The organism is Microbulbifer maximicatervae (SeqCode), from assembly GCF_052467615.1.
Genome location: NZ_CP174319.1, coordinates 437,580 through 457,034, shown reverse-complemented (window position 1 = coordinate 457,034; position 19,455 = coordinate 437,580). Strand labels below are relative to the sequence as shown.

At 52.6% G+C, this 19,455-nt stretch carries 16 protein-coding genes; 1 reads left to right on the top strand and 15 read right to left on the bottom strand.

All coding sequences use genetic code 11. The features are described from left to right. Positions 1-210: 210 nt before the first annotated feature. The 14 genes from ACJJIM_RS01990 to trmJ form a co-directional block, all read right to left on the bottom strand. A complete protein-coding gene (locus tag ACJJIM_RS01990) occupies positions 211-2,178 on the bottom strand; it encodes a cytochrome c peroxidase (RefSeq protein WP_444912199.1) in 1,968 nt (655 codons plus the stop codon). A gap of 608 nt (positions 2,179-2,786) precedes the next feature. Further along, the gene (locus tag ACJJIM_RS01985) at positions 2,787-4,787 is read right to left on the bottom strand and encodes a cytochrome c peroxidase (RefSeq protein ID WP_444912198.1); all 2,001 of its coding nucleotides are present in this window, start codon (positions 4,785-4,787) and stop codon (positions 2,787-2,789) included. Between the two features lie 410 nt (positions 4,788-5,197). After that, positions 5,198-7,147: a cytochrome c peroxidase gene (locus ACJJIM_RS01980; protein WP_444912197.1), complete on the bottom strand. Its 1,950-nt coding sequence runs from the start codon at positions 7,145-7,147 to the stop codon at positions 5,198-5,200. 539 nt (positions 7,148-7,686) lie between these two features. Continuing rightward, positions 7,687-8,805: a 23S rRNA (adenine(2503)-C(2))-methyltransferase RlmN gene (gene rlmN / locus ACJJIM_RS01975; protein WP_282934075.1), complete on the bottom strand. Its 1,119-nt coding sequence runs from the start codon at positions 8,803-8,805 to the stop codon at positions 7,687-7,689. A gap of 63 nt (positions 8,806-8,868) precedes the next feature. Continuing rightward, positions 8,869-9,297: a nucleoside-diphosphate kinase gene (gene ndk, locus ACJJIM_RS01970; protein ID WP_108731991.1), complete on the bottom strand. Its 429-nt coding sequence runs from the start codon at positions 9,295-9,297 to the stop codon at positions 8,869-8,871. A 292-nt stretch (positions 9,298-9,589) separates the two neighbouring features. After that, the gene (gene iscX / locus ACJJIM_RS01965; RefSeq protein ID WP_282934076.1) at positions 9,590-9,784 is read right to left on the bottom strand and encodes a Fe-S cluster assembly protein IscX; all 195 of its coding nucleotides are present in this window, start codon (positions 9,782-9,784) and stop codon (positions 9,590-9,592) included. Between the two features lie 24 nt (positions 9,785-9,808). Then, positions 9,809-10,147, bottom strand: a complete 339-nt coding sequence (fdx, locus tag ACJJIM_RS01960; protein WP_108731989.1) for an ISC system 2Fe-2S type ferredoxin — start codon at positions 10,145-10,147, stop codon at positions 9,809-9,811. Between the two features lie 90 nt (positions 10,148-10,237). Then, positions 10,238-12,109 carry a Fe-S protein assembly chaperone HscA gene (hscA, locus tag ACJJIM_RS01955; protein ID WP_413664558.1) on the bottom strand — a complete coding sequence of 624 codons (1,872 nt, stop codon included), beginning with the start codon at positions 12,107-12,109 and terminating at the stop codon, positions 10,238-10,240. A gap of 63 nt (positions 12,110-12,172) precedes the next feature. Continuing rightward, positions 12,173-12,700 (bottom strand): co-chaperone HscB, encoded by a 528-nt coding sequence (gene hscB, locus ACJJIM_RS01950; protein ID WP_413664557.1) that lies wholly within the window; start codon positions 12,698-12,700, stop codon positions 12,173-12,175. A gap of 136 nt (positions 12,701-12,836) precedes the next feature. Beyond that, a complete protein-coding gene (gene iscA / locus ACJJIM_RS01945; RefSeq protein ID WP_444895049.1) occupies positions 12,837-13,148 on the bottom strand; it encodes an iron-sulfur cluster assembly protein IscA in 312 nt (103 codons plus the stop codon). Between the two features lie 56 nt (positions 13,149-13,204). Beyond that, complete coding sequence (gene iscU, locus ACJJIM_RS01940; RefSeq protein ID WP_108731985.1) at positions 13,205-13,627, bottom strand: Fe-S cluster assembly scaffold IscU; 423 nt, start codon at positions 13,625-13,627, stop codon at positions 13,205-13,207. A 27-nt stretch (positions 13,628-13,654) separates the two neighbouring features. Next, entirely contained in the window at positions 13,655-14,869 is a 1,215-nt protein-coding gene (locus tag ACJJIM_RS01935; protein WP_413665847.1) for an IscS subfamily cysteine desulfurase, read from the bottom strand. A 62-nt stretch (positions 14,870-14,931) separates the two neighbouring features. After that, entirely contained in the window at positions 14,932-15,408 is a 477-nt protein-coding gene (gene iscR / locus ACJJIM_RS01930; protein ID WP_282934079.1) for a Fe-S cluster assembly transcriptional regulator IscR, read from the bottom strand. 106 nt (positions 15,409-15,514) lie between these two features. Continuing rightward, positions 15,515-16,306: a tRNA (cytosine(32)/uridine(32)-2'-O)-methyltransferase TrmJ gene (gene trmJ / locus ACJJIM_RS01925; protein ID WP_108731983.1), complete on the bottom strand. Its 792-nt coding sequence runs from the start codon at positions 16,304-16,306 to the stop codon at positions 15,515-15,517. Positions 16,307-16,441: 135 nt separating this feature from the next. Here trmJ and ACJJIM_RS01920 point away from each other — a divergent pair, with 135 nt between their 5' ends. Further along, positions 16,442-17,245 (top strand): inositol monophosphatase family protein, encoded by an 804-nt coding sequence (locus ACJJIM_RS01920; protein WP_282934081.1) that lies wholly within the window; start codon positions 16,442-16,444, stop codon positions 17,243-17,245. A 58-nt stretch (positions 17,246-17,303) separates the two neighbouring features. On the opposite strand, the gene ACJJIM_RS01915 is transcribed toward ACJJIM_RS01920, so the two are convergent. Then, positions 17,304-19,343, bottom strand: a complete 2,040-nt coding sequence (locus ACJJIM_RS01915) for an ATP-binding protein (protein WP_413664556.1) — start codon at positions 19,341-19,343, stop codon at positions 17,304-17,306. Between the last annotated feature and the right edge of the window lie 112 nt (positions 19,344-19,455).

Sequence of the window (19,455 nt, the reverse complement as noted above, 5' to 3'; positions counted from 1 at the left end):
ACTGGCAGTGGTAAAAGTACATATCGGTATTTTGTGTGAGAAATCTGATCCCGCCTCAGCTGGCACTTTCCAAATCCCTATACTGCCGGAAAGCCTTGCCAGTTGCAGCCCTAAAACCCAATCAATTCCATTTAGTGATGACTTTGTCGAGTATTGTCAATCCGCCAGTACCGGTGTACCGGCGGAATAAGTAAAAAGGGCTTAGAAGAGTTAGAGTTGATTACCTTCCTGGTCAACCGCATCCAGCTGCATGCCATCTGGACCAGTGTCCCGCGGCGGAATCAATGACTGGACTGCATTGGAGTCAGTATTTGCCGCATCTGGATCAGTTAGGGTTTCGAGGAACGCTACCAGTAAATCAACTTCCTCGTCGTCCAAATTCACAGCGCCGTCGCCATTTTCAGCCAACAGTGCTTCAGTCAGTGCCTGGCCATTGGGCGCAACTTTCGCCGCACACTCATCCACCTCTGCAAACTGATCCAAATCGCACATCTCACTGTTGGTGAAATATTGGGAAACAGAGTCGGCTCGACCAGTGTAGTGTTCGACATTTCTTTTCAATGTACCGAACTGACCTGCGTGCCCCCAGGGGCCAGTGAGCGCCACGTTAAGCAGCGTTGGCGTGCGGAAGCTGCCGCTTCCATTACCACCCAAGTCAGCACCACTGCCACTCTCATCTTTACCAACACCAATTTGTGGATAACTGACAGCTCTCAACCCTTGATTAGAGAAAAAGGCTCCTGAGTGGCAATTTGTACACCCTGAATTTCGTGTCATAAAGGTAATTGCCCCTCGCTTTTCATCGTTATTGAGGGCCGCAAGGTCTCCATCAACATAATCAAAGAAGGGGTTATCAATAAAAATTTGCACCGCTTCGTAAGAGGCAATTGCCTCTGCAATTCTGCTGAAGTTAATTGCCGAATCGCCAAATGCTGCGGTAAACATTGCACCCCACGAGTCCTGGGTTAATTTTTCAGCGAGAATATCCTCACGATAATCAGTAAAACCATCATCGCTGGTATCGTCGTAACCGAACTGGGTAATATCCCCCATCTCAGCAGCTTCTGTGACCGGGAAGTGGGCTTGGGCCATCATCAGTGCGAGGGTACCAGTACCCACGGCCGCCTCTGTGTTGCGAGTAACATCCCGGGAGTCTGTCCTGAGCCCTCCATTACCATTGATCGCCACTCGGTTATCCCAAAACAAACCGTTATCCCAAAGGGCTACATTGCAGATAGGCTGGGCATTTCGAGGTACCAGCGGAACTTCATTCTGGCCGTCGGAGCGACCGGGACCGACTAATTCAGCATCAACGGGATCAACGCCAACTGGCATGGATAAGTCATCGCCACCACAACCTATTGCCGGGTGGTGGCAGGAAGAGCAAGATGCATCGCCATCAGCGCTCAGGTTTTTATTGTGAAACAAGCGCATACCCAGCTCTACCATGGCAGGGTCCTGTTCACTTCTGACCCGGGCAGCAAAGGCGCGCATATCTTCCAACTGCTCGGCCATACCAACGTCATCCAGCACTGCCTGTAAGCAGCTATCGAGACTGCCATCAGCAATATTGACCGCTGAACGCGCATTTTGACATTCATCAAAATCGGAAATTCGGCTATCAGAACCATCTGCATCAGAACCATTACTGAGCCCGTCATTAGTATTATTTACCAATGTTCTGGCAGTGACGCTGGCGGTCTCATCTTCGCTGTCGACATCGCCGGTGGTTACTGAGTAGGTATATTCAGTGTCTGATGAGAGACCTTCATCGACATGGTATCCGCTAGTCGTCTCAGCAATTCGTTCACTGCCACGATAGATAACATAGGTCGCACCAGTGCTTTCCCAGGAAAGACCAATGCTGGTACCGGAAAATGCGTTGCCGATCAGTTCTGCAGGAATAATTCCCTGACCTGAGCCTGTATCGCCATCGCCATCGCCATCGCCATCGCCATCGCCATCGCCATCGCCATCGCCATCGCCATCGCCATTATCATCATCACCTGAACCAGAATCACCATCACTGCCAGTATCAGAAGTTTCAGTAGGTGTGTCATTGTCACTACTTGAGGAACCACCTCCTCCGCAGCCCACCATCACAAGAAATAGAGGTAGGACCAGCAGCTTTACCAGAGCCGTTAGCGATAGTGTGATTTGATTTTTATCAACATTCATAGTTCTTGACCTGCCCGTCAATGACCTTTTCTTATTCCGAGTTCTGGACAGCAAATACAGACCTAAGTGCCAGCACTGGCATCAAAGGGTAAGGAAATACTTACTATATCTAAGAATAAATTCTGCGTTGCAACCTAATGAGAGATCTAGGGAGCCTCGCAGTGGTTGTGAACCGACCTGAAAATCAGCGGCATTGCGAAAATATCCAGTTACTCCCAGGGCCTACTGTAATGACTTAAAACGGGAATAACTGCTAATAAGGTCGCAGTAAGCTACTACATCCGTTCTCATAGTCAGGAATTTAATAAAAATTAGTAGTTTCAGTGTTTGCTTTAGAAAATATGTAAATTCAATCTCTGAAATTTGGGCGTTAACACCCAAACCCCAATGAAAATATTTTTGCGCCGTTGAATCAGAGGTGGGAAAAGCAAGAAGAGTTTGTAAGAACAAACTGTATCAGGATTGTTTCAGATAGATTAAAAAAAGCTGCCGAAAATAACCGACAGCTTTTTAGCGGTGACTACCGGCAAATAGCCGGCTAATCCAACTTAGGGGAAACGCAAAGCGCTCTTGACGCAACCATTTCCCAAAGAGTTATGGAATGAAGGCTATAAACTTTCACCATCGCTATCTTTTGCATCTAACTGCTTTCCATCTGGTCCACCATCCCGAGGAGGAATCAGAAACTGAATCTCATTAGAGTTGGTATTCGCGGCCTTGGGGTCAGTAAGAGTCCCCAGAAATACCACTATAAGGTCCATCTCTTCTTCGCTCAGGCGATTTATACCCCCACCCTCATTTCCATCTAAGATCGCCTGAGAGTGTGCCAAACCATTGGGAGCCAGTTTACTGGCGCAATTTTCAAGATCCTTGAATTGAGCGAGATCACACATCTCACTATTTTCAAAGTACCTGGAAATGGAGGCTCCATGATCACTGTAGTGTTCAACATTTCTCTTCAGCGTGCCAAACTGCCCGTTGTGCCCCCAGGGACCAGTGATCGCCACATTCAGTAAGGTCGGTGCCCTGAATGCTCCGAACCCTAAGGAACCCTCTCCACCCAGATCTTCCCCACTGCCACTCTCATCGGTTCCTATACCTATCTGCGGATAATTTGCGGCCATCAAGGCTTCAGACGTGAAGAAAGCTCCCTTGTGACAGAACGTGCACCCAGCATCCTTCGACATAAAAGTAATAGCACCACGCTTTTCCTCTACATCGAGCGCTTCCAGGTTACCGCCCACATAGTCAAAGAAGGGGTTATCGATAAATATTTGCACGGCTTCATAAGCTGCAATTGCTTCAGCAATACGACTGAAATTAATTTCAGAATCCCCAAAGGCAGATGTAAACAGGGGAGCCCAAGCTTCGACATCCAAATTAGCCGCTAATATATCTTCGCGGTATGCAGTGAAATTTTCATCGACAGAATCATCGTATCCAAAGTCCGCGATGTCACCCATTTCTGGCGGGGCCGTTACCGGGAAATGCGCCTGCGCCATAAGTAGGGCTAACGAACCAGATCCCACAGCATCATTCGTATTATCGGTAACATCTCTTGAATCCGTACGGAGAACGCCATTCGGACTCAGTGAGACCCGGTTATCCCAGAACAGTCCACGAGACCATAGTGACGCATTACAAATAGCTTGTGAATTTCTCGGCACTAAAGGCACTTCATTAGTTCCATCAGATCGACCTGGCCCGAGCAAAGCGGTATCTACAGCATTCACTCCAACCGGCATCGAGAGGTCATCTCCCCCACAACCAATCGCAGGGTGGTGACAGGATGAACAAGAAGCATCTTGATTAGCACTGAGAGACTTGTTGTGGAACAGACGCATGCCCAGCTCCACCTTGGCAGGATCCTGCTCACTGCGGACCCGTGCAGCAAAAGCCCGAATATCTTCGACAAGAGAAACCATGCGATTGTACTCGAGCATGGCTGCCAAACAATTGTCCAAGTCCTCTTCGAGTAGATCTAGTGCCGTCGCAGTATTTTTACACTCTGCAAACGTGGAGATACGCTCATTTAAAACATCATCTTCTGTACCGTTATTCAGGCCAGCATTGGTGTCATTAACTAATGTCTTGACCGTAACCTGCGAAGTTTCCGATTCGTTTGCAGCATCAACCGTACTGACAGAGTAAACATATTCGGTGTTAACTGAGAGGCCCTGTTCGACATAATAGTTATTGCTGGTTTCCGCGACCTTTTCACCGTTTCGATAGATAAAGTAAGTCTCACCATCTCTTTCCCAGTTAAGACCGATACTGGTTCCCGAGTGGGCATAGCCAATTAGCTCAGCGGGTTCACCGGCTTCTTCAGGCTCAGGCTCAGGATCGGTGCCCGTCCCTGAGCCGGAACCGGAACCGGAACCGGAACCGGAACCGGAACCGGAACCGGAACCGGAACCGGAACCGGAACCGGAACCGGAACCGGAACCGGAACCGGAACCATCATCACCCTGAACGGTATCTGCAGGCGAATTATCCTCACTACCAGATGACCCGGAGCCGCAACCGACTAACAGCGAAAACAGCGTGAGGAAAAAGAGTCTAAATAGGACTCTGGGAAAGACTTTTTGATCGAACTTCTGAGCACTCATAAGAATCCTAGTGATCCCTTCCATATATTTTTAATAATTCATAGGTGATAACGCGACACCAATAGATTTGGTTGACCAATTAAGGAAGAAATGTGAACAAAAGTCCGGAGTGAATCCCGGAGGAAACTACCAGCTCACCAGAATTTCAGGGGATAGCATTTTTTCCAGCAACAACTGACTAAAAACTTCGCAATCCAGACGATGACTTTTACCTAGCCCTGATCGCAAGAATTCACTCTCGGATCAACTTCGGCCTGGCCCTGGAAGCAAAGTAAGAATGAAACTGTGGTGAATTTTAAGGCAGAAGGTAGTTGCCTGAATGATGAATGCGAATAAAGTTCGCTAATGAAGAGTTGGCATCTCACCAGTAAGTCAATATTAGTGAGATGCTCAAATAAAATGCAGGAATATTAAAGTTCGTTGCCGTCCTGATCCCAGGCATCCAGCTGCATTCCATCGGGTCCGCCGTCACGGGGAGGAATCAGGGATTGGGTTGCATTTGAATTTACATTCTCTGCATCCGGGTCAGTGAGCGCCTCAAGAAATGCCGCTAAAAGCTTCACTTCATCGTCGTCTATCGGAAGTGCTGCATCACCATCAATCTCCAGAATTGCCTCGGTCAACTCCAGACCATTGGGCGCAACTTTCGCTGCGCAGTCTTCTAGCTCAGCAAACTGATCCAGGTCGCACATTTCACTATCTGCGAAATACCGGGATACCGAATCTGCTTGCCCGGCATAGTGCTCAATATTTCTTTCTAAGGAGCCAAACTGCCCGGCGTGCCCCCAGGGACCAGTAATGCCTGCATTGAGCAGTGTTGGAACACGAAAGCCACCGAGTACTGCCCCTCCCCAATCAGCGCCATCATCCTCTTTTCCGACACCAATTTGAGGATAGTTAACGACCCTCAAACCCTGGTTAGTAAAGAAGGCGCCCGTATGGCAAGCAGTACAACCAGAGCCTGGCGTAAAATAAGTAATTGCTCCCCGCTTCGCATCGTCATCCAGCGCTGTCAGGTCACCGTCGATATAGTCAAAGAAGGGGTTATCAATAAAAATATATACCGCTTCATAGGCGGCAATCGCCTGTGCAACCCTACTGTAGTCAATACTGTTGTCTCCATAAGCGGCAGCAAATAAGGGGCCCCAGGACTCCTCATTGAGCTTTGGTATAAGATATTCCTCACGGTAGTCAGTAAGGTCATCGTCGCTACTTTCGTCGTAGCCAAATTCAGAAATATCCCCCATCTCAGCAGCATCTGTCACCGGAAAATGGGCTTGGGCCATCATAAGTGCCAAAGTTCCGGTACCAACCGCCGCTTCAGTATTATTGGTTACATCCCTGGAGTCTGTTTTAAGGCCACCGTCGCTCGTGAAAAGAACGCGGTTGTCCCAGAATAATCCATTATCCCAGAGCGCCACATTACAAATAGGCTGGGCATTGCGTGCAACCAACGGCACTTCGTTTTCACCATCGGAACGCCCTGGGCCAAGCAAATCGGGATCAACGGCATTAACCCCAACAGACATGGAAAGATCATCACCAGCGCAGCCTATTGTCGGGTGGTGGCAAGAAGAACAGGCGGTATCACCGTTAGCACTAAGACTTTTACTGTGGAATAACCGCATACCCAACTCAACCATCTCCGGGTCTTGCTCACTTCTAACTCGAGCAGCGAAAGCACGCATATCCTCCAATTGCTCTGCCATTCCCACTTCATCCAGCACAGCCCGCAAGCAACTGTCGAGACTACTATCGTCAACATCTACGGCTGAGCGCTCATTTTGACATTCATCAAAATCAACAATGCGCTTTTCAATGGCCTCTGCTTCAGTACCATTGCTCAGGCCATCATTCGTGTTATTAACCAGTGTTTTTGCAGTAACACTATTAGTATCACTATCAATACTCCCCACACCGACCCAATAACTATATTCAGTATTAACTGAGAGGACTTCATCCACGTAATGGTTATCTGTAGTTTCTGCGATCAATTCGCCATCGCGATAGACGCTGTAGGTCTCTTCAGAGTCCTCCCAGGAGAGCCCTATGCTGGTGCCGGAGAAGGGATTTGCAATCAGTTCAGCAACCAAGATCCCCTGCTCTGAATCGGATTCATCATCTGACCCAGTATCACCATCCGAACCACCATCAGTATCACCGTCCGAATCGTCACCATCGTCTGAGCCAGAGCTATCCCCAGAGCCGCTATCATTTTCAGTAGTTTCTGTCGATGAATCATCCTCACCGCTAGAGGAACCACCTCCCCCACAGCCCACCATAAATAGAAATAAAGAAATGAACAGCAGCTTATTCAGCGCTACAAGCAATTGGGTTAATTGGTTTTTTTCCGCGTTCATAATGTTCGAACAGTCCCGTCGATAACTTTTCTTTTCCTAAGCCAGGCAACTCAGAGAACTCCATGCACTTCAACTCTCAACACAGCTGTGCAAGCATTTCTACACTTTGTTTCTCCTGAACCTAAGCACGCTGTAACAGCTCCAGGCCAAATGAAAATGACTGGATAGCACGCTATAGCGTCATAATGTTTTGATGGATGTTGGAGATACGGGTGTAGCTACTGCAAAGATCCAGTGCCAGACGGTCTAGTGAAGACCTCTCTCCAATGGCCAGCTATTTCATTCAAAGTCAAAATGTTGCAAGCAAAATGCAAATTAAAAAAATATGATCGTTTTGACCTAATCTCATGCATATATCCAACGCTCCCTTCCCGGGTAAATTTTCCTCGAGCGTTAAACGTTAGATAAAGCAATTTCGTTGACACGAAAAATAGAATAGAAAGGAAATTTCAGGCTGAACAGAGTTTTTTTGGGAAGGGGGAAATCGAAGCCAATAGGCTGCCAACAAGTTGGCAACCTATACAAAAAATTACCAGCGACTAGTTAACAATACGAACGGGGCGCTCCGCATTGCGGTAGCGCTCGGAGCGGCGGGTGCGGTCATTAACACTGCCCGCCAACTGACCACAGGCCGCATCAATATCATCGCCGCGTGTAGTGCGCACAGTCACGGTATAACCTTTGTCGAGCAAAATCTGCTGGAAGCGACGCAGTGCATTATTACTCACTCGCTGGTAGTCGGACAACTCAAACGGGTTAAAGGGAATCAGGTTAATTTTCACCGGAATCTCTTTAAGCAGCTCCGCTAATTGCTCAGCGTGCTCCGGGCGGTCGTTAACCTCGCGCATCAGCGTGTATTCAATGGTCATTTTACGGTGCGTATCCGGCATGCGGTCGATGTAGCGCTTGGCGGAATCCAGTAGCACCGCAATAGGGTATTTTTTATTGATCGGCACCAACTCGTTACGCAATTCATCGTTGGGCGCATGCAGGGAAATTGCCAGGCTCACATCGGTCACATCGGCGAGGCGGTCCAGTGCGGGCACTACACCGGAGGTCGACAGAGTAACGCGGCGCTTGGAAATACCGTAGGCGTTGTCTTCCATCATCAGGTTCATGGAATCGACCACATTGTCGAAATTGAGCAGCGGTTCACCCATGCCCATCATTACCACGTTGGTAACCTTGCGCGGTCCTTTCGGATCCAATTGACCGAAAGATTTACAGGCAATCCAGACCTGCCCGATAATTTCTGCCGCCGTTAAATCGCGGTTAAAGCCCTGCTTGCCAGTTGCACAAAAGCTGCAATCCAGGGAACAGCCCACCTGGGAGGAGACACAAAGGGTACCGCGATCACCATCGGGGATATAAACAGTCTCGATAGCATTGCCACCGGAAACTTTAATTAACCATTTCCGTGTGCCATCGGCGGAATCCCACTGATTCAATACTTCTGGGGCACGGACTTCGGCCACTTCCGTCAACTTTTGACGCAGGGCCTTGCTGACATTGGTCATCTCAGCAAAATCATCAACCCCATTCTGGTGAATCCACTTTAAAACCTGAACAGCGCGGAAGCGCTTCTCGCCCAATGATTCAAAAAAGGCGGCCAGCTTTTCTACCGAAAGGCCGAGCAGGTTGGTTTTCTCTGTGGTCATTCATTTCACCTCGGGGGAAGAATTGCACCGGTCCGGACAGACCGGTGCGATTTGTGGCGCGGATTAAGCGCGCGCGCAGATTTCGTCGTCGGCGAAGAAGTAGCTTACTTCGCGAGCAGCGGACTCTGCGGAGTCGGAACCGTGTACAGCGTTGGCGTCGATGCTGTCAGCGAAGTCAGCGCGGATGGTGCCAGCAGCAGCTTCTTTAGGGTTGGTAGCACCCATCAGGTCGCGGTTTGCCAGGATAGCGTTCTCGCCTTCCAGAACCTGTACAACAACTGGACCGGAAGTCATGAAGTCAACCAGGTCTTTGAAGAAAGGACGCTCTTTGTGCTCAGCGTAGAAACCTTCAGCTTTTTCGCGGGACAGTTGAACCATCTTCATGGCAACAATGCTCAGGCCAGCTTTCTCAAAACGGCTCTCGATTTCACCGATTACATTCTTGGCTACTGCGTCCGGCTTGATGATAGAAAGGGTACGCTCCAGGGCCATGGTTATCTCCAAATTGATTTTTTGTAACTTAACTTAGGAGTCTCCAAACAACTCTGTAAGCCCCGCAGGGCGGGCCTTCAAGGCTCGCAGAGGTGTTGCGGGATTGTTGCGGAGTTGTTCAGAGGCTCCCTACATAAAGAAAGAGCAACCTACTCAGTTGCTCTTCCCTGATATTCCTTTCATACCCACCGGGGGTACTCAATTTTTGATCACCGCATTTCGCGGCCGGCGGATTATACGGGGTATTGATCGACTTTTGTACTCTCTTGCCAATACTGCCCCCGAAGGCCGGTCACTCCTGCTCTTCGATCCAGGCAGCCTGGATCGCTTCGAGGATTTTCTCTCCGCAGCGATCGGGATCGTCATCAAACCCGGGCAGCGCCATCACCCAGTTGCGCAGGTCGACAAAGTTGACCGTCAGAGGGTCCACATCCTCGTGAGCTTCGCTCAACTCTATGGCAATATCGTGAATATCAGTCCACTTCATGATTCGGCTTCCTCAGCGTGCAAGTCAGTGCTTTTCCGACACCTGGTTGATGGTGTACTTGGGAATCTCGACCACCAGGTCTTCATCCTCCACAATCGCCTGACAGGACAGGCGAGACTCCGGCTCCAGGCCCCAGGCTTTATCCAGCAGGTCCTCTTCAAGCTCGTCCGGCTCTTCCAGGGAATCGAAGCCCTCGCGCACAATGACGTGGCAAGTGGTACAAGCACAGGCTTTTTCACAGGCGTGCTCAATTTCAATATCGTTGGCCAGGGCCGCGTCGATCACGCTGACACCGCTCTCCGCTTCCACCACTTTGCCCTCAGGGCACATTTCCGGATGGGGTAAAAATACTATCTTCGGCATGGGGTACTGAACCTCTGTGGTCTCAATCCGACGGGGAGAAAGTAACGACTCCCCGGCCGCCGGCAGCGCAGAGTCTGCGCCTGATCATGGTTATTTATCAAATTCATCCAAGCTGTGGCCCTGCATAGCGCGCTTAATGGAGGCATCCATACGCTTGGCAGCAAAAGGCTCAGACAACTTATTCAAGGCTTCGATACGTCGACGAATTTCCTCTGCGTCGCCGCCGTTATGGGCCAAGCGCAAAGCCTCCATCGCGTGCTCAAGCTCATTTAACTCACCTTCGTCCAGCAGCTGGGCACCGTTCTCACGCAGGGCCACCAACATGCTTTCCAGGGTTCTCTCCGCTTCCACCTGAGCCTCGCGCAGGGCGCGCAGGGCGATATCCTCAGCGGCGTGGGTGTAGGATTCCTGCAGCATTCGCGCAATATCCTTGTCCTCCAGCCCATAAGACGGTTTAACCGTAATATCGGCACTGACACCACTGCTTTTTTCCATGGCTGTCACTGATAAAAGACCGTCAGCATCCACCTGGAAAGTCACACGGATATGGGCGGCACCGGCCACCATCGGCGGTATGCCGCGCAATTCAAAGCGCGCCAGTGAGCGGCAGTCACTCACCAGTTCCCGCTCGCCCTGCACGACATGGATCGCCATGGCAGTCTGGCCATCTTTAAAAGTGGTGAACTCCTGGGCTTTGGAGACGGGGATGGTCGTGTTGCGATCAATCAGTTTTTCCGCGAGGCCGCCCATGGTTTCAATCCCGAGGGAAAGGGGAATAACATCCAACAACAGCAGTTCTTCGCTGGACTTATTGCCCACCAGTACATCAGCCTGAATCGCGGCGCCGATTGCTACTACTTGGTCGGGGTCAATTTCCGCATGGGGGGGACGACCAAAATAACCCTCAACCCGCTCCCGCACGCGCAGAGTACGAGTGGAGCCACCCACCAGAACCACTTCCTGCACCTCATCGGCACTGATACCGGCATCGCGCAGGGCGCGCTTGCAGGCGCGTAGGGTTTTGTCGATCAGGGGGTCCAGCAGTGAAGCCATGGTTTCGCGATCGAGTACACCGGACCAGTCGCCGTATTGCACTTCCACCTGCTCGACACTGGACAGGGATTCTTTCGCAGCACAGGCGCTGTCTAACAGGACTCGCTGGGTCGCAGCGTCGAGATCGGTACCCAATCCCACTTGCTCGGCGATCCAACTGGCAATGGTACGATCGAAATCGTCGCCACCGAGAGCGGTATCGCCGCCGGTAGACATGACTTCAAACACACCCCGGGACAGACGCAGAATAGAGATATCGAAGGTGCCGCCACCGAGGTCATAGACCGCGATCACACCCTCTTCGCCTTTATCCAGGCCATAGGCAACAGCCGCTGCTGTGGGCTCGTTGAGCAGGCGCAGGACTTTCAGGCCCGCCAGTTGGGCGGCGTCTTTGGTCGCTTGGCGCTGGGCATCATCGAAGTAGGCCGGCACGGTGATCACCGCACCATCCAGCTCACCGCCCGCTTTGCCATAGAGCGCTTCGCGGCCACGCGCAGCCAGTTTTTTCAGGATTTCTGCCGATACCTGCACCGGGTTTACCGGTCCGGCTGCAGTTTCAATCGAAGGCATACCGCCGCTGCTCTCAGCCAGGCGATAGGGCAGCTGCTCACCAAAACTTTTGATATCTGCAACACCTCGCCCCATCAGGCGCTTGATAGAAATCATAGTGTTGTAGGGATCTTCTGCAGCGCACGCGCGGGCTTCAGCACCCACGGTAATCGCCTCGGCTCCGTAGTGCACCGCTGATGGCAGGATCACTTCACCCTGCTCATCGGCAATGGCCTCTGCCGATCCACTGCGCACGGTCGCTACCAGTGAGTTAGTGGTCCCCAAATCGATACCCACTGCGTGCTTGCGCTGGTGGGGAGCTGGGCTCTGGCCCGGTTCAGAAATCTGCAGTAATGCCATTAGTTATCTCTTCTTTAAGCGGGGCGCGGTACCGTCTGGCCCTCTCAGTCAGTGCTCTCGCAACTAGTCGTTGAAAAGGTCTTCTTCCAGCTCGTCAATTTGTTTCTCAAGCTTGGCCAGGAACTGAAGCTTGCGCAGAGAATCCTCTGCTGCGCCCAGATCGCCCCCGTCATAAGTTTCGGCAAAGCGCTGTTCCTCATTGGAGATCAGCCCCCGCGCCTCAGCACTGAGCTCATCTAGCGCAGCTGCAGGATCGGGCTGCTCGCGCACTTCTTCCAGGCGCTCGCGCAACATCATCTGCTGCATCAGAAATTCAGTATCTTTGGTGGTCTGCTCAGGTGGCACATCTACCCCGGCCAACTTGAGTAGGTAGGCGGCGCGCTGTACCGGGTCGCGCAAAACGGTGTGCGCCTCATTAATCTGAGCCGCCATTTTGATGGCCAACAATTGTTCGCCCTCGGAATGGGAAGCGTATTTGTCCGGGTGGAATTCCCGCTGTAACTCCCGGTAGCGGGTCGCCAGGGCACTGCGATCGACCGCGAACGCGGGTTGCAGACCAAAAACTTCGAAATGGTTCAGGTTGGTTGCCATCTGAATATACCTACTGGGGCACAGCCTGGGACGCGGCTGAAGTTGCCGCTTACTGCTGCACGGCCCCCAACTGTCCGAGGAGCCAATAAAAAGGCCGGTATGCGCAGCGCACCCGGCCTTGTGGGGCGAGAGCGAATCAGACGTGGAAACTCTCGCCGCAGCCACACTCATTTTTTACATTGGGATTCGAGAAGGTGAAGCCTTCGTTCAGGCCTTCCTTGACGAAATCCAGCTGGGTGCCGTCGAGGTAAACCAGACTCTTGGGGTCCACCACCAACTTAACGCCGTTTTGCTCAAATACCGTATCTTCGGCTTCGAACGAATCGACAAATTCCAGCACATAGGCGAGACCGGAACAGCCGGCCGTTTTGACACCGACACGAATGCCGATTCCCTTGCCTCGCTTGGCCAATTGACTTTGAATGTGGGCCTCAGCGGCCTCGGTCATACTAATAGCCAAAACAACACCTTCGCTATGTTTAGACGCTACATTTGGACGAAAAGTTAACCCGCCGCAGATTCCTTGGCTTCTACAGCGTCATCGGACTCACCGCGCTTTTCACGGATATCGCGAACCGCAGCCTTGATCGCATCTTCAGCGAGAACCGAGCAGTGGATTTTTACCGGCGGCAGCGCCAGCTCCTCTGCAATGGCAGTGTTCTTGATCTGCTCCGCTTCGTCGATCGTCTTGCCTTTCACCCACTCGGTCAGGAGGGAGCTGGAGGCAATGGCGGAACCACAGCCGTAGGTCTTGAACTTGGCGTCTTCGATAACGCCCTCGTCGCTTACCTGAATCTGTAGGCGCATCACGTCACCACAGGCGGGCGCGCCCACCATACCGGTGCCTACATTGTCCGCCTTGTCGTCCATACGTCCAACATTGCGGGGGTGCTCGTAGTGGTCAATTACTTTATCGCTATAGGCCATGACTTTTCTCCTAACTCTTGCGCGCGCTTAGTGAGCGGCCCATTCAATCTTGTTCAGGTCTACGCCGTCTTTGTACATATCCCAAAGCGGTGACAATTCACGTAGTTTCTCCACTGCCTTGCGCACTTCTGCGGCAGCGGTGTCGACATCACTCTCGCTGGTAAAACGACCAAAGCTGAAACGCAGTGAGCTGTGCGCCAGTTCGTCGTTAACACCCAGGGCTCGCAGTACGTAGCTGGGCTCCAGGCTCGCAGAGGTACAGGCGGAACCGGAGGAAATCGCCAGGTCGCGCAGCGACATGATCAGGCTCTCACCTTCTACAAACGCAAAGCTCACGTTCAGGTTGCCCGGAATTCTCTTCTCGGCGGAACCGTTGATATGGACCTCTTCCATATCCTTGATCTGATCCCAGAAACGGTCGCGCAGAGAGCGCAGACGCTCGGCTTCCTGAGCCATTTCTTCTTTGGCAATACCAAAGGCTTCGCCCATACCGACAATCTGGTGAGTCGGCAGGGTACCGGAGCGCATGCCGCGCTCGTGGCCGCCACCGTGCATCTGGGCTTCCAGACGGATGCGGGGCTTGCGGCGTACGTAAAGGGCACCGATACCTTTGGGGCCGTAAATTTTATGGCCGGAGAAGGACATCAGGTCAACTTTCATTTCCTGAAGGTCGATCGGCAACTTGCCGGCGCTCTGGGCCGCGTCCACATGGAAAATAACTTTGCGCGAGCGACACAGTTCGCCGATTGCAGCGATATCGTTGATCACCCCAATCTCGTTGTTGACGTGCATCAGGCTCACCACAGTGGTGTCCTCACGCATAGCTTCCTCAACCTGCTCCGGATAGACGATGCCGTCTTCGCGGGGATTCAGGTAGGTCACTTCAAAACCTTCCCGCTCCAGCTGGCGGCAGGTATCCAAAACAGCTTTGTGCTCAATTTTGGAGGTAATGATGTGCTTGCCGCGACTCTGGTAAAAGTGGGCCGCACCCTTGATACCCAGGTTGTCAGACTCGGTGGCACCGCTGGTCCAGACAATTTCGCGCGGATCGGCGTTGATCAGCTCCGCCACCTGGCGTCGGGCATTCTCCACTGCTTCTTCCGCTTTCCAACCAAACAGGTGGGAGCGAGAGGCCGGATTGCCGAAATTGCCTTCCATCGTCAGCTGCTCTGCCATTTTCTTGGCGACGCGTGGGTCAACCGGACAGGTAGCCGAATAGTCCAGATAGATGGGAAGCTTCATAGTCATACCGTTTCCGCTTAGTAAATCTCTAATATCTGTCTGCTGGCCCGTTTGGGCCTCAATCACAGGCCGCCGAGTACAGCGACCCTCTCTTCCGGCGCCTCGCGCATATCTTGCCGACGCGCAACTTCCTGCACCTCAGCTCGGGAAACCAGGTTGGCCAAGCTGATACTGCTGAGGAAGCTATGAATCTGATCGCTCAAGTCTGACCAGAGGTAGTGGGTCAGGCACTGTTCGCCGTTGGCGCAATCCGCATTGCCGCCGCAGCTGGTGGCGTCTACAGATTCATTGACCGCATCAATGATCTGCGCCACAAAAATCTCTTCACCATCCCGCGCCAGGCGATAGCCACCGCCGGGTCCACGCACACTGGACACCAGCCCAGAATGCCGCAACCGGGAGAACAACTGCTCCAGGTAGGACAGTGATATACCCTGGCGCTTGGATATGTCTGCCAGACTGATCGGTCCGCGATCAGCGTGCAACGCCAGGTCCAGCATGGCAGTCACCGCGTAGCGGCCTTTGGTTGTCAAACGCATATCAGCTCCCAACTGATGTACAGCCCTTTTCCGATCGGGGCGCGAGTATGGAATAACCCACTACTGTAGTCAAGTATATAACCCAGCGGGACACTCGGGTACTCAACTAGTCGGGTCGCCCCTTACCACCAGAGCGATGAATGTAATTCTGGATTGAGGTCAACATACCGCGCAGTATACCCAGCTCCATATCATCGGGGCGCACCCGACTATACAGTCGGCGCAGGCGGGTCATTGTCTGACGGGGGTTATCCGGGTCAATAAAGCCCAGCTCGCCCAGCGCCTGTTGCAGGTGATCGAAATACAGCTCCATATCGCTGGCCTTGGCCGGTGGACGATCCCAATCGGTGTAATTCACAGGCTCACCCTTTTCCGCTTCCAGGGCCGCCATACGCACTTCGTAGGCAAGTACCTGAACAGCAGTCGCCAGGTTCAGGGAGCTGTATTCCGGGTTGGCAGGAATATGCACATGGTAGTTACAGGCCTGTAATTCTTCGTTGGTAAGCCCTCGATCCTCGCGGCCAAACACCAAAGCAACCGGATGAGACGCGGCCTCGGCGACGGTACGCTCTCCACACTGGCGCGGGGTCAGCAGGGGCCAAGGGATTCGGCGCTCGCGAGCGCTGGTGGCCACAACAAGACCACAATCAGCCACGGCTTCTTCCAGGGTATCCACCACAACGGCGCTATCGAGCAGCTCAGCTGCCCCTGCTGCACGCCAAACAGCATTGGCTGCAGGAAATTCCCGAGGCGCTACCAGGTACAGCTGACTCAGGCCCATATTCTTGAGCGCGCGCGCCGCACCACCAATATTTCCGGGGTGTGCGCTGTTAACCAGAACCACGCGCACATTGTCGAGCGCGGCAAGTGGAGTCGTGTCTAAAGGTGACTTGGCCATACTGAAAGTAATAAATCGGTGTCATGGGGGCGCGCGAGTGTAGCAAAAACCAATCGGAATCCCTACAATCGCGTCCGTCGCAGTTAACCTGCGGCCTGCTTTTTAACCCCTTTAACCACTTTGTGCGGAATAGTTATGGAACCCATGCTAAATATTGCCCTGCGCGCGGCGCGTAAGGCAGGAGAACTGATCGAACGGGCCTGGGAGCGCGGCGACCTGATGAAATTCGAAGAAAAGACGCGCAACGATTTCGTTACTGAAGTGGATAAGGCCAGCGAACAGGAAATTATCTATCACCTGCGCAAGGCCTACCCCAAGCACAGCATCCGCGCTGAAGAAAGCGGCCTGCAAGAGGGCGCAGAGCCCGATTACGAGTGGATTATCGATCCCCTCGATGGCACCACCAATTTTATCCACGGCGTCCCACAGTTCGCTGTTTCTATCGCCTGTCGCTATCGCGGCCGCATTGAGCACGCAGTCGTACTGGACCCGATCAAACGCGAAGAATTTACCGCAAGTCGCGGTCGCGGCGCTGCCCTGAATGGCCGCCGTATCCGCGTCTCTTCACGCCAGGGCATGCGCGGCTCTCTGATTGGCACCGGCATTCCCTTCAACGGCCTGCCGCTGGATAACATCGACGCCTACCTGGCCGCCCTAAAAGATATCGCTGGGCAAACTGCGGGAATCCGCCGCCCTGGCGCCGCAGCGCTGGATCTTGCCTATGTTGCTGCCGGGCGATTCGACGGCTTCTGGGAAATGTACCTGAACACCTGGGATATCGCAGCGGGCTCCCTGCTGGTCAAAGAGGCCGGCGGCCTGATCAGCGATTTCCGCGGTGGTGAAGACTACCTGGACTCCGGCCACCTGGTCTGTGCAACTCCGAAAGTATTTAAGCCCCTGGTGAAAATCGTGGGCAAACATATGGGGCACATACGCTAAAATCCTGAACGGCACTCCGGCAAATAAGATGCCGGGGTGCTGATTCCAACAGTCCAACTCACCTCTTCCCCGTCAAACACTCCATCAAAACTCGCGCAAGCTGCGGTCGATCAAAGTTATCCGGCAAAGCGGTGGTCACTCCCGAGGAAGCCTCTCCTCCCATAACCACCAAACAGGTTTTTTGAGTGACTTGATCCTGCTTGAGGATACTTACCAAATCCCCAACCGACATTCCCGGTAAGGTATTGTGAAACAACACCACATCCGGTGCTTGGGTACGCGCCATAAATATGGCCTCAACAACATCTGCGGCCACAGAAAGCTGTACTTGCGGCGCCCCCTGCAAAAGTTTTTCCACCCGAGCCACACTTTCAGGGCGGTTATCCACTAGCAGCAATATACAGTCGGGTAATGTTGACGGGGCATCAACAGAACTTGCAAATGACAGGAAAGACTCCGCAGCATCAACCATTGGGAATTCAACCCAAAATACTGAGCCCTGCCCTTCCTGACTGTCAAAATCGATCCGCCCCCCCATCGCCTCCGCCAGACGCTTGGCAATTGCAAGACCGACACCGGTACCCTCGATATGCCCCTTTTCCTCCCCCAAACGGTTAAAGGGTTCAAAAACTTCTTTGCGTCTCTCTGCTGCAATCCCCTTGCCGGTATCCAAAATATTCAGCCTCAACCAGCCATCGGCCTGCGGCGTAAAATTAATAATGACACGGCCATTTTCACGATTGTATTTCACCGCGTTGCCCGCCAGGTTCAATACAACTTGCTTATAGCGCACAGGGTCCGCACAAATATAAGCGGACTCCCAGCCGAGAGGCTCAAACACCAAACTGACACGACGGGTTTCAGCCAGGGGCTCGAGCAAACGTTTACATTCTGCAACCAAATCGGCCGGCCGAATCAATTCCATCGAGGGGCCCAAACGCCTACTGTCGATTCTGGCCAGCTCCAATACATCACCGACCAAATGCAATAAATGCTGCCCCGCGCGACGAATTTCTGATAAGCGCTGACGCTGGTCTGCGTTGAGACTCTGATCTAATTCGACAATTTGGCTGTAACCTAAAATTGCATTAAGTGGCGTGCGTAATTCATGGCTCAGGCTAAATAATAAATCTGCCCGATGCGCATTTTCCTCCCGCTGCAACTCCAGCTCCCGCTCCATTTGCGAAAGTCTTTCCCGGCTGCGGCTGACGTCTTGTAAAACTCCCAACACCCGCACGGGCTGACCGCGACTATTTAATTGGGCCTTACCGCGGCAGCGAACCCAAACCACACTGCTATCCGAACGCCAGATGCGAAATTCCACATCGAGCGGTAACCCCTCGCGCACATGATCCCGCATGGACTGCTCAACCCGAGGGAAGTCCTCCGCTAAAATTCGAGCCTTCCACTGCTCCGCGGCTGAAATACCGATACTGCGTATCGGGCTCACTTCATAACCCAGAATCCCCCAGCAGGCATCATCAAGCACCATTTCATCTGCGCGTAGATCCCACTCCCATAAACCATCGCCAACTCCAGACAGTGTCTGTAAGGGGCGCTCGCCAGGCAGGTTAGATAGGTAGCGCTGGGCCAAGGTTTCAGTGAAGTCAGCGCAACTTCCAATCACAACAAACCCACTGTCATCCTCGAGGTTTATTGCGCGTCCTCGCAATCGCAGCCAGCGCAATTGACCAAGACTATCGTAGGCCCGAAAAGTAGTATCGAAGTGTCCACCTTTGTTGGTAAGACGACGCCGCACAGTGATAATTCGATCCCGCTCATCAGAGTGAACCGAACGCAATTCATCACCCGTCCACAGGGAAGTCAAAGAGAGTTCTGCAGTTTCTGCAAACAGGAGCCAAATTTCACCCTGAGCACGCTGAGCACCGGAATCCGGATGCCACTCCCACAACCCGCAGTCTGAATCTAAAAACAAATCTTGCAAGCAGGCGTTATGACGAGGCAGGCGCGATGCATCCAAAGAGGAAAGCTCATCGCTGGTTGCCAACTGGAACACTGCGCTGGACGGATTTGGGGTTAGTGACTCTGACACACAGGGCTCGACTATCGAAATTAGCTCATTAATTACCTGGCTCATGCATCCTTGCCATACATAAAAGAGAGCCTCTCTCCCGGGGCCGTTAAATTTGGGAACGCCTCGGGAGACCCTAAACTAAAGCATTATGAGCTTTGCGCAAAGTGCGGGCAAA

What these genes read in the sequence shown, in the direction of transcription:
- ACJJIM_RS01990 (WP_444912199.1), bottom strand. Translation starts at nt 2,178, where the DNA reads ATGAATGTTGATAAAAATCAAATCACACTATCGCTAACGGCTCTGGTA.
- ACJJIM_RS01985 (WP_444912198.1), bottom strand. Translation starts at nt 4,787, where the DNA reads ATGAGTGCTCAGAAGTTCGATCAAAAAGTCTTTCCCAGAGTCCTATTT.
- ACJJIM_RS01980 (WP_444912197.1), bottom strand. Translation starts at nt 7,147, where the DNA reads ATGAACGCGGAAAAAAACCAATTAACCCAATTGCTTGTAGCGCTGAAT.
- rlmN (WP_282934075.1), bottom strand. Translation starts at nt 8,805, where the DNA reads ATGACCACAGAGAAAACCAACCTGCTCGGCCTTTCGGTAGAAAAGCTG.
- ndk (WP_108731991.1), bottom strand. Translation starts at nt 9,297, where the DNA reads ATGGCCCTGGAGCGTACCCTTTCTATCATCAAGCCGGACGCAGTAGCC.
- iscX (WP_282934076.1), bottom strand. Translation starts at nt 9,784, where the DNA reads ATGAAGTGGACTGATATTCACGATATTGCCATAGAGTTGAGCGAAGCT.
- fdx (WP_108731989.1), bottom strand. Translation starts at nt 10,147, where the DNA reads ATGCCGAAGATAGTATTTTTACCCCATCCGGAAATGTGCCCTGAGGGC.
- hscA (WP_413664558.1), bottom strand. Translation starts at nt 12,109, where the DNA reads ATGGCATTACTGCAGATTTCTGAACCGGGCCAGAGCCCAGCTCCCCAC.
- hscB (WP_413664557.1), bottom strand. Translation starts at nt 12,700, where the DNA reads ATGGCAACCAACCTGAACCATTTCGAAGTTTTTGGTCTGCAACCCGCG.
- iscA (WP_444895049.1), bottom strand. Translation starts at nt 13,148, where the DNA reads ATGACCGAGGCCGCTGAGGCCCACATTCAAAGTCAATTGGCCAAGCGA.
- iscU (WP_108731985.1), bottom strand. Translation starts at nt 13,627, where the DNA reads ATGGCCTATAGCGATAAAGTAATTGACCACTACGAGCACCCCCGCAAT.
- ACJJIM_RS01935 (WP_413665847.1), bottom strand. Translation starts at nt 14,869, where the DNA reads ATGAAGCTTCCCATCTATCTGGACTATTCGGCTACCTGTCCGGTTGAC.
- iscR (WP_282934079.1), bottom strand. Translation starts at nt 15,408, where the DNA reads ATGCGTTTGACAACCAAAGGCCGCTACGCGGTGACTGCCATGCTGGAC.
- trmJ (WP_108731983.1), bottom strand. Translation starts at nt 16,306, where the DNA reads ATGGCCAAGTCACCTTTAGACACGACTCCACTTGCCGCGCTCGACAAT.
- ACJJIM_RS01920 (WP_282934081.1), top strand. Translation starts at nt 16,442, where the DNA reads ATGGAACCCATGCTAAATATTGCCCTGCGCGCGGCGCGTAAGGCAGGA.
- ACJJIM_RS01915 (WP_413664556.1), bottom strand. Translation starts at nt 19,343, where the DNA reads ATGAGCCAGGTAATTAATGAGCTAATTTCGATAGTCGAGCCCTGTGTG.